The organism is Janthinobacterium violaceinigrum (assembly GCF_009208555.1).
Classification (GTDB): domain Bacteria; phylum Pseudomonadota; class Gammaproteobacteria; order Burkholderiales; family Burkholderiaceae_D; genus Janthinobacterium; species Janthinobacterium violaceinigrum.
In genome coordinates this window covers 24891-33943 of record NZ_WFLI01000052.1, presented here as the reverse complement: position 1 = coordinate 33943, position 9053 = coordinate 24891, and the positions used below count along the sequence as shown (strand labels likewise).

Here is a 9053-nt window from a genome sequence, read left to right as displayed (position 1 = left end):
ACTGTTGTTTCCTGGTTGATTATCTTTTGGCCTCTGTCTCGCTTGCCTTGTGCTGGTGCAGCATGCCCCGTTCAGGTGCTGCGTTGCACCATGCCGCCCACCCAGATGGCTTGCGCGCCGCACCCAGCGCTCGATCCCGCCAGCAACCCGGCGCTGCCATCGAGCCTGGGCGATGGACGCAGCGGCGGCGGCGGACCCGCACCGCGCGGCAGCAGCATCATCGAGCCGTATACGCCCATCGTCATCCTGCCCATGATGCCGCCCACGGGCTCGAGCGTGCTGCCGGCCGTGCCGGAACCGCAAACCTGGGCCATGCTGCTGGCCGGACTGGCGCTGCTGGCCGGCGCCAAGCGCGCACGGCATGGCCTATGATGCATGGCCAGCCCCATGTTTATTTGCTACCATGGAGCATTCCAGACAAGGATCTCCATGCGCGGCATCGACAACCGTTTGACACGCCTGATGACACTGCGCGAAGAAGGCCTGCACGCCGATGCGCTCGTGCTGTTGCAACAGTTGTTTGCCGAGACCGCTCAAGCCATTGCTGCGACTCGCCCGGGCCATTTCATGCTCATGCTGGAGTGGCAGTTCTTGGCTGAGCTGTATCCGCCCGCGCGACATGCTTTGAAGAATGCGCGCGACGAACAGATACGGCTGCTGCTGGCAGGGGACCTCCATTGGGGACGCGATGGCGGCAGTACGCCGCAGGCAGAATTCGTCTTCCCGCGCGCATCGCGCTTTTCCCTCATCGCCGAAATGAACGACACGCTGGGCGATACCCGCTCCACCGCCGAGCTGTTTGCCCAGCTGGACGCCAGCGCCCCCGAACTGGCGCGCCAGTATGCGTGGCAAGCCCTGCCAGCCGTCGTCGAGTCAGGCAATTTCGCGCTGGCGGAGCGCTATCGCACCGCGCCGCTCGCACACCTCGACATGGTCAATGCCCTGGCCGCCAGCCACCCCCTGTTTCCTGCTCCAGGCAGGCCACCGCGCCTGGCGGCGGAGTTGATGAATCTGGTGAAAGACGTGCGGATCGCCGTTGCCGTGCTGCGCGGGCAGGGACACGGCGCCGAGGCCGACGCGCTGTGCGCCGCCTTGCTCGCCGGCCTGGCGAATGACGCCATGCGCGCGCTGGCGCAGCGCGAGCTCAATGCACCTGGCAGCATCACCGCTGACATCGTCAACCGCCAGATGGCGCAAGACCAGCAAGCCTAGCCGGCCGCCGCGAGCGGGCCGGTATTATTCGCCATCCGCCTCGGCGGACAGCCCCGCGTCCGCCTTACCCAGCAGCAAGGCGGCCGCCTCGCCCGGCAAGGCTTCCACGGATTTCAATTTGCGCGCCATCTGCCGGCTGCGCACTTCCGCGTTTTCGATATTCTTCGCCGCCTTTTCCAGGGTCAGCCGGGTTTGCGACAGCACGTCGCCGAACTTGCCGAATTCCGTCTTGACGGCGCCCAGCACCTGCCACACTTCGGACGAACGCTTTTCCAGCGCCAGGGTGCGGAAACCCATCTGCAGACTGTTCAGCAAGGCCGTCAGGGTCGAGGGCCCCGCGATGCTGACGCGGTGCACGCGCTGCAATTCGTCGGCCAGGCCCGGGCGGCGCAGCACTTCCGCATACAGGCCTTCCGTAGGCAGGAACAGGATGGCGAAATCCGTCGTCTGCGGCGGCGCCAGGTATTTGTCCGCGATGGTCTTCGCTTCGCCCCGCACGGCCCGTTCCAGCTCGCGCCCGGCCAGGGCCACGCCTTCCGCATCGGCGCGCTCGGCCGACTCGACCAGGCGTTCGTATTGTTCCTTGGGGAACTTCGCATCGATGGGCATCCACACGGGCGGCCCACCGTCGGCAAGGCCCGGCAGCTTCAAGGCAAATTCCACGCGCGCGCCGCTGCCCGGCACGGTTTCCACGTTCTTTGCGTACTGGTCGACAGTGAGTACCTGCTCCAGCAGCATTTCCAGCTGCACTTCGCCCCACGTGCCCCGCGTCTTGACGTTGGTGAGCACCCGCTTCAGGTCGCCCACGCCCAGCGCCAGCTGCTGCATCTCGCCCAGGCCCTGGTGGACTTTTTCCAGCCGCTCCGACACTTGCTGGAACGAGGCAGTCAGGCGCGTCTCCAGGGTGGCGTGCAGCTTTTCATCGACCGTCTTGCGCATCTCTTCCAGGCGCGCGCCATTGTCAGCCTGCAAGTCGCGGATCTTGTTTTCCAGGGTGGCGCGCACTTCCAGCATGCGCTGCGCATTCGATTCCGTCAGCTGCGCCAGGGTCTGGTTGGTGCTGTCGGCAAAGCGCGCCAGGCTTTGCGCCTGTTCCTCGCGCCCGACTTTGCCCTGCGCCTGCATCTGTGTGCGCAGGCTGTCGAGCTGCTGCAGGGTCGCCGCCTGGAATTGCGCCAGGCTGGTGGCCAGGTCTTGCCGCGTGGCCTGCGCCGACGCCTGCAGCTGCAGCCGCACTTCGCGCTCGACCCGGTCGATGCGGTCCAGGCTTTGCTGCTGGTGCTGCTGCACCAGCGCCAGGGTGGTGGCACCGTCGCCGGCCGCGCCGCGGGGGCGCAGCAAGATCAGGATCAACAAGACGATGGCGACGATGGCGGCGCCCAGCAGGCTGTAAAACTCGATTGGGCTCATGGAATCAATCCGGTTTGTTGCGCATCCAGTCGGCCGTCTGATAGAACGATTCCATCAGGCGCACGCGCAAGGACTCTTCGATGCCCGCATCTTCCATGGCCCAGGCCATGGCGCGCAGCCACTGGTCGCGCTCGCTGGTGCCTATGGCGTAGGGCAAGTGGCGCGCGCGCAGGCGCGGATGGCCGAATTTCTCGATATACAGATCCGGTCCGCCCATCCAGCCCGTGAGGAAGAAATACAGCTTGTCGCGCGAACCATCCGTCGACGGCGGATGCATGCCGCGGATGCCGGCAAACTCCGGTTCCAGTTCCATCAAGTCATAAAAACGGTCGACCATGTCGCGCAGCACGGGGGCGCCGCCGATGGTCTCGTACAGGGTGAGGGCAGTGGTATCAGTCATGGCCGCCATGATAGCGCAAGCGCCGGCGCCCCACGCGGCGCCGCTGCTGCTGCCGTAATAAATGGCAATATACTTGACTACTCAAGCTTTTATCAACTACTATGCAATTTTTAAATACGGACAAAGAGCATGCCGACCACCGCCCCACCCCACTTGATGCGCAATACCAACTTCCGCTGGCTGCTGGGCGGCGGCCTCGTGTCCATGCTGGGCGACCAGTTCAGCATGCTGGCCCTGCCCTGGCTCGTGCTGAGCCTGACGGGCGATAGCCTCAGCCTGGGCATTGCCGTCGCCCTGATGGGCGCCCCGCGCGCCGTGCTCATCTTGCTGGGCGGCACGGTTGCCGACCGCTACTCGCCGCGGCGCGTGCTGTTGGCGAGCAAATTAGCCAATGCCGCCATCCTGCTGGCCCTGGCCGGGCTGCTGATGCTGGGCCAGGCCAGCCTGGCGCTGGCGTACGCAGCCGCGCTGGCGCTGGGCATCGCTTCCGCCTTCGCCATTCCTGCCGGCACGGCCATCCTGCCGCAAGCCGTGCCGCCGCAATCGCTGCAGACGGCCAACAGCCTGCAGATGGGCGCGCGCCAGCTGTCCTTGCTGGCCGGTCCCCTGCTGGCGGCGCTCGTGCTGGGCGCCCACGCTGGCGCGCAGCGCACAGGCATGGCGGCGCTGGCCGCCGCCTTTGCCATCGATGCGCTGACGTTTGCGTTCTCCGCCTGGACCTTGCAACAAGTCAGGCTGCGTCCTCCGGCAGCGGCCGGCGCCCCGCAAGCCATGTGGCGCGACATGGCGGCGGGCCTGGCCATGGTGTGGCGCGACCTGCCCTTGCGCAGCTGCTATATCTACTGGGCCGTCGTGGCGTTCTTCGTCATGGGACCGCTGCAAGTGGCCTTGCCCGTGCTGGCCAGCGAGCGCCTGCACGGCGCTGCGGCCCTCGGTTTGCTGATGGGCACGCATGGCGCGGGCACCCTGGCCGGCATGCTGGCGTCCGGCCTGGGCGGCGCCTGGCTGCGCCGCCATTTCGGCGCCACCCTGCTGCTCGTCGATGCCGTCGTGGGCGTGCTGCTGATGGCGCTGGGCCAGATCGGCACTGCCTGGCAAGGCGCGGCCTTGCTGGCCGTCACCGGCCTGCTGGGCGGCTATGTGCAGGTGGCCATCTTTACGTGGATACAGCGGCGCGTGGCGCCCGCCATGCTGGGCCGGGCGATGGCCTTGTTCATGGCCATCTTCCTGGGCCTGGCGCCCCTGTCGGCAGCGGCCACGGGCGCGCTGCTGCGCCGCCTGAGCGTGGGCGAACTGTTCTGCGCCGGCGGCGCCATGCTGCTGGCCGCCGCCGTGGCCGCCGTCCTGTGGACGGACATCCCCCGCATCGCGGGCAGCACTTCCGTAGCATCACCTTGAGAAAGTTCCCCATGGATAAAACACGACAAGCGGCCCTGAAAGCGGCCTACCGGCAACAAGCGCCAGCGCTGGGCATCATCGCGCTGCATCACGTGCCCAGCGGACGCACCCTGCTCGAACGCAGCCGCAATGCGCCCGGTGCGCTGAACCGCCACCGCTTCGAACTCAATCTGGGCGCGCACCGCAACGCCCGCCTGCAGGCGGACTGGCGGCGCGATGGAGAAGGGGCCTTCCGCTTCGAGCTGCTCGATGCCGTGACGGTGCCCGACGATCCCGCCTTCGATGCGGACGCCGAACTCGACGCCCTGCTGGCGCTGCACCAGGAGCAATTGCTGGAGCAGGGACAGGCACGCTATTGAGCGGCCATGCGTTACACTTGCGCACTCAAGCACTGCGCAGTCAACTCAAAGAAAACCATGACCGATTCCACTACCCCGCCGCCGGACGGCGCCAGCGCGCTGGACTTCTGCCTGCGCCTGGCGCGCGCCCAGGCCGTGCTGGTGCGCCGCTTCGACAGCATCCTGGGCAATTTGCACGGCCTGAGCTTCAGCGATTATCAATTGCTGTACCAGTTGCAGCGTGCGCCGGGCGGCCGCCTGCGCCGCATCGACCTGGCCGAACGCCTGGCGCTGACGGCGTCCGGCATCACGCGCTCGCTGATGCCGCTGGAAAAAATCGGCCTGGTGGCGCGCCAGGCCGATGCGCGCGATGCCCGCGTCGGCTACGCCGTCATCACGGCGGCAGGACAGGCGCTGCTGGTCCACGCCGATGCGACGGCGCAGGCGCTGGGCCAGGAATTGCTGGGCAATGCCAGCGCGGAGCAGCTGGCCCCCCTGTCCATGCTGCTGGGCGCCATCGCCGGCAGCCAGCCCGCCAACGGCTGATATTCTCCCTCACACCAGCGCCAGCTTGCGCAGGCGCCGCGTCGACGGCCAGCGCGCCATGCCCGTTTCCTCGCGGATGGCGGCGCAGGCGGCCAGCACGCGCGCGCACTCGTCCTCGCGCAAGCCCGCGTTCAGGGTCAGGCGCACCAGCGAACGGTTTTTCGGCGTGGCCGGCGCGCAGAAGACGGCGCCGTAGATGCCGTGCCGCTGCAGCGCCTTGCGCAGGATCAAGGTATCGGGTTCGCTGCCCGCTTCCAGCGCGATGATCTGCTCCGTGCCGTCGCTGACGTTGTAGCCGAGATCCATCAATCCCTGGCGCAGCTGCACGCTGTGGCGGCGCAGCGCGGCGCGGCGGGCATCGGCCGTGCGGATGAAGCCGAGCGCCGCGTCGAACCACGCCAGCTCGTGTTCCAGCAGGCAGGAACTGAAGATGGCGGGCCGCGAGGCGGACAAAAAGTAACCCTTGAAACGGGCCGAACAGGTGATCAGCCCGGCCCGGCCCGCAAAGGCCTTGGCCAGCGACGCCGTGCGGAAATGCACGCGCCCGGCCAGGCCCAGCTCCACCACCAGGCCCGCGCCCTGCGGACCGTGCGTGCCCAGCGAGTGCGATTCGTCGACGATCAGCATGCTGCCGCTGCGCTCGGCGATTTCCAGCATCTCCAGCAGCGGCGCCACGCTGCCATTCGTGCTGTACAGCGCGTCGACGACGATGATGCCGGGGCCATGCTTGTCGAGCTGGCGCTGCAGATGGGCGACATCGTTGTGCAGGAATGCCACGGGCACGGCTTGCGCCGACTGCACGCCTTCCCACAGCGAAGCGTGCGCCAGCATGTCCAGGTACACGGGTATGCCGGGGCCGGCCAGGCTTTGCAGCAAGCCCACGTTGGCGGCCCAGCCCGATTGCGCCAGCACGCACGCCTCGCTGCCGAGAAAATCCGCCAGCGTGTGTTCGAGGCGGTGCTGGCGGCTGCCTTCCTGCAGGAACACGGACGACATCAGCATGGCGCCGCCGCCCTGCAAGACGCGGGCCTGGGCCGCCAGCAGCGCCGGCTCGCCCGCGATGTGCAGATAGTCATTGCCAGCCAGCATGACCGCATCGGCCGGCATCGCTTGCCATGCATGCAGATGTTCGCCGCCAAGCAGCTTGTCGATGCGTTCGACGTAATGTTCATCCATACGCGCGCGCACGAAGGCAGGCAATTGTTGTTCGGCGGGGACAGCACTCGATGTCAGGGGGAAATGGGCGTGTGGCATAGGAACTCCTGATTGGTTGCGGGGGGAACTACCGCGTCCAACATGCGCGAGCCATTCGGCAAGAGATTGATACAGCTCAACAGTTATGCCGATATTGCGCTGGTTACGAGGGAACCCGCCGATCATGTTGTATTGACACGCTTCAACGAACACATCCCCTGACCATGATGCACGTGCAGTCCCCCTCCGGAACCCGCTGGCAAGGCAGGCTGCTCCAGCCTTTCCTGCATTTCCACGACGCCATCGAACACACGCCCGTGCGGCGCGCCCAGGTGCGCACGCTGGCCGTCATCGGCGCGCTGGGCATGCCCCTGTACTACGCGCTGTGGACATACCTCTTTCCGCAAGAATATGAATCGCTGCTGCTGCGCACCGTGGCGGCCTTGCTGTTCCTGCCCGCGCTATGGCCTGGCCGCTTCAGCAATACCTGGTTCAGCCTCTACCTGTTCCTGGGGCTGACCTTCGAACTGCCGTTTTTCTTCACGTATATGTTCCTCATGAACCACGCCTCGGCCATGTGGACGCATTCGCTGCTGGTGGCGCTGATCGTGCTGTTCCACTTCGATGCGCGCATCGCCATGCTCGCCTACCTGAGCGGCACCCTGCTGGCCTGCCTGGCGTTTGCCGTGGCCGGCGATCCGGCCTTCCTGCTCAGCCGTGAAGTGTTGCAGCAATTGCCCGTGCACTGGTTCACGCTGGCCGTGCTGTCCGTGGTCAAGGTGGGGCGCCACGTGGGCGCGCAGGAAAAACTGGCCGGACTGGCGGCCGGCCTGGGCAGCGTGGCGCACGAATTGCGCACGCCCCTGGTCAGCGTCGAAGCAAATGTGCGCGGCCTGCAGCGCGGGCTGCAGCGCGACGGGGAAGGCCCGCCGCCCGACGCGGCCAGCGTGGAAGCGCTGGCGCGCATCCAGTTCGAAGTGCGCCATATGCACCACATGATCGATTTGTTCCTGCTCAGCGCCAGCGCCGTCAACCGCAAGCTCGAAGCCAATGAAACGGTGGCCATGCACGACAGCGTGGCGGCCGTGCTGCGCCGCTATCCGTTTACCAGCACGGCGCAGCGCGACATCGTCAAGGTCGACGTGCGCGCCGATTTCCAGTTTCCGGGCCAGTCCGAACTGTGCGTGGTGATCCTGCTGAACCTGCTGCGCAATGCCTTGAAAAGCATCCAGCGCGCGGGCAAGGGACGCGTGCGCATCATCATCGACGGCGCCCATCCCGTGCCGCGCCTGCTGTTCATCGACACGGGCTGCGGCATCGCGGCCAGCCGCCTGCCGCTGATCTTCGACCGCTTCTATTCGTATCCCGCGCACAATGGCAGCGGCATCGGCCTGGCCCTGTGCCGGCAAATCATGCAAGCCTGGCAGGCGCGCATCCGCTGCGTCGCGCGCGAAGGCGCTTACGCCATCTTCGTGCTGGAGTTTCCCCAGCCCATGCCCACGCACCACCGTTTTCCATCCATCCAACGCGCGAGGTGACGCATGCAACTGCCCGTCTACACCCATCCGACCCTGACCGTATTGATCGACGACAGCGATTCCTTCCTGAAAAGCCTGGCGTTCCAGCTCGATCCGGGCCTGGCGCGCAAGACCTTCCACGACACGAGCAGTGCGCTGCACTGGCTGCGCCACAGCACGCAGCTGGGCGAAACGCCCCTGCACGTCAACTTCGACACGCAAAACCTGCCGCCCGACCAGTGCAATGTGGCGCTCGACATCGAACGCATCTGGCGCATCAGCGGCCAGGCGCAGCGCTTTGCCGTGCCGTCCGTGCTGGTCATCGATTATTCGATGCCGCAGATGAATGGCCTGGAATTCTGCCAGGCCGTGCGCGACTTGCCGTGCAAAAAGATTCTATTTACGGGCGCAGCCGATGAAAAGGTGGCCGTGACGGCCTTCAACCGGGGCTTGATCGACCGCTACATCAAGAAGAGCGACGACGATGCGCTCGACATCCTGGAACAGGAAATCCATGCGCTGCAGCGCGAATTCTTCCTGCAGCAATCGGAGACCGTGCGCGACTTGCTGATGCTGCACGACTACAGTTTCCTGCAAGACGAAGCACTGGCCGCCGTCGTGCACGAGCTGTGCCAGCGCCATGGTTTCGTCGAATACTATATTTTTCCCAATCCCAGCGGCATCCTGTTCTTCACGCGCGACGGCCACGCCAAGCTGATGATCATCGAGACGGAGCGCAGCCTGCACACGCAGTACGAAATGGCGCGCGACAGCGACGCGCCCGAGTCACTGCTGCTGGCCCTGCTGGAAATGCGCGTGATTCCGTATTTTTCCGATGCCGACAGCGACGGCATGTATGCGGCGCAGATCGGCGAAAACTGGTTCCGCTACTGCGCCGCGCCCACCATCTGCCTGGGTCGCGTGACTTACTTTTGGGCCCTGTTCGACGTGCCCGCGCACCAGCTGGGGCAGCCCGTCATGTCCTACGCGCAATTCCTGCGCGCAGGCGCGGGCGACAGCGTCAACGCGTAATTGCTA

Annotated in this window: 10 protein-coding genes; 7 read left to right on the top strand and 3 right to left on the bottom strand. The window is 66.1% G+C overall.

What is annotated here, in order from left to right; translation table 11 throughout:
- Positions 1 to 90: 90 nt before the first annotated feature.
- A complete protein-coding gene (locus GCN75_RS26640; RefSeq protein WP_152285040.1) occupies positions 91 to 372 on the top strand; it encodes a PEPxxWA-CTERM sorting domain-containing protein in 282 nt (93 codons plus the stop codon).
- Between the two features lie 57 nt (positions 373 to 429).
- Positions 430 to 1212, top strand: coding sequence for a hypothetical protein (locus GCN75_RS26635; RefSeq protein WP_152285039.1), 783 nt, complete (start codon positions 430 to 432; stop codon positions 1210 to 1212).
- Positions 1213 to 1236: 24 nt separating this feature from the next.
- Here the strand turns inward: GCN75_RS26635 and rmuC are convergent, their stop codons facing one another.
- Together rmuC and GCN75_RS26625 are read right to left on the bottom strand one after the other, a co-directional pair.
- Positions 1237 to 2622 carry a DNA recombination protein RmuC gene (rmuC, locus tag GCN75_RS26630; RefSeq protein WP_152285038.1) on the bottom strand — a complete coding sequence of 462 codons (1386 nt, stop codon included), beginning with the start codon at positions 2620 to 2622 and terminating at the stop codon, positions 1237 to 1239.
- Between the two features lie 4 nt (positions 2623 to 2626).
- Positions 2627 to 3022, bottom strand: a complete 396-nt coding sequence (locus tag GCN75_RS26625) for a group II truncated hemoglobin (RefSeq protein WP_152285037.1) — start codon at positions 3020 to 3022, stop codon at positions 2627 to 2629.
- Positions 3023 to 3151: 129 nt separating this feature from the next.
- On the opposite strand from GCN75_RS26625, the gene GCN75_RS26620 reads away from it, so the two are divergent.
- The 3 genes from GCN75_RS26620 to GCN75_RS26610 are packed head-to-tail and all read left to right on the top strand — an operon-like array spanning position 3152 to position 5304.
- Positions 3152 to 4420 carry an MFS transporter gene (locus tag GCN75_RS26620; RefSeq protein ID WP_152285036.1) on the top strand — a complete coding sequence of 423 codons (1269 nt, stop codon included), beginning with the start codon at positions 3152 to 3154 and terminating at the stop codon, positions 4418 to 4420.
- Positions 4421 to 4431: 11 nt separating this feature from the next.
- Positions 4432 to 4779, top strand: coding sequence for a GIY-YIG nuclease family protein (locus tag GCN75_RS26615; protein WP_152285035.1), 348 nt, complete (start codon positions 4432 to 4434; stop codon positions 4777 to 4779).
- Between the two features lie 57 nt (positions 4780 to 4836).
- Positions 4837 to 5304 (top strand): MarR family winged helix-turn-helix transcriptional regulator, encoded by a 468-nt coding sequence (locus GCN75_RS26610; protein ID WP_152285034.1) that lies wholly within the window; start codon positions 4837 to 4839, stop codon positions 5302 to 5304.
- 9 nt (positions 5305 to 5313) lie between these two features.
- Here the strand turns inward: GCN75_RS26610 and cqsA are convergent, their stop codons facing one another.
- Complete coding sequence (cqsA, locus tag GCN75_RS26605; protein WP_152285033.1) at positions 5314 to 6558, bottom strand: alpha-hydroxyketone-type quorum-sensing autoinducer synthase; 1245 nt, start codon at positions 6556 to 6558, stop codon at positions 5314 to 5316.
- A 173-nt stretch (positions 6559 to 6731) separates the two neighbouring features.
- On the opposite strand from cqsA, the gene GCN75_RS26600 reads away from it, so the two are divergent.
- Both GCN75_RS26600 and GCN75_RS26595 read left to right on the top strand, forming a co-directional pair.
- Positions 6732 to 8036, top strand: a complete 1305-nt coding sequence (locus tag GCN75_RS26600) for a sensor histidine kinase (RefSeq protein ID WP_226941587.1) — start codon at positions 6732 to 6734, stop codon at positions 8034 to 8036.
- A gap of 3 nt (positions 8037 to 8039) precedes the next feature.
- Complete coding sequence (locus GCN75_RS26595) at positions 8040 to 9047, top strand: response regulator (protein WP_152285031.1); 1008 nt, start codon at positions 8040 to 8042, stop codon at positions 9045 to 9047.
- Positions 9048 to 9053 lie beyond the last annotated feature (6 nt).

Coding starts and splice junctions, on each gene's coding strand:
- GCN75_RS26595 (WP_152285031.1), top strand. CDS start 8,040: ATGCAACTGCCCGTCTACACCCATCCGACCCTGACCGTATTGATCGAC.
- rmuC (WP_152285038.1), bottom strand. CDS start 2,622: ATGAGCCCAATCGAGTTTTACAGCCTGCTGGGCGCCGCCATCGTCGCC.
- GCN75_RS26640 (WP_152285040.1), top strand. CDS start 91: ATGCCGCCCACCCAGATGGCTTGCGCGCCGCACCCAGCGCTCGATCCC.
- GCN75_RS26610 (WP_152285034.1), top strand. CDS start 4,837: ATGACCGATTCCACTACCCCGCCGCCGGACGGCGCCAGCGCGCTGGAC.
- cqsA (WP_152285033.1), bottom strand. CDS start 6,558: ATGCCACACGCCCATTTCCCCCTGACATCGAGTGCTGTCCCCGCCGAA.
- GCN75_RS26620 (WP_152285036.1), top strand. CDS start 3,152: ATGCCGACCACCGCCCCACCCCACTTGATGCGCAATACCAACTTCCGC.
- GCN75_RS26615 (WP_152285035.1), top strand. CDS start 4,432: ATGGATAAAACACGACAAGCGGCCCTGAAAGCGGCCTACCGGCAACAA.
- GCN75_RS26635 (WP_152285039.1), top strand. CDS start 430: ATGCGCGGCATCGACAACCGTTTGACACGCCTGATGACACTGCGCGAA.
- GCN75_RS26625 (WP_152285037.1), bottom strand. CDS start 3,022: ATGACTGATACCACTGCCCTCACCCTGTACGAGACCATCGGCGGCGCC.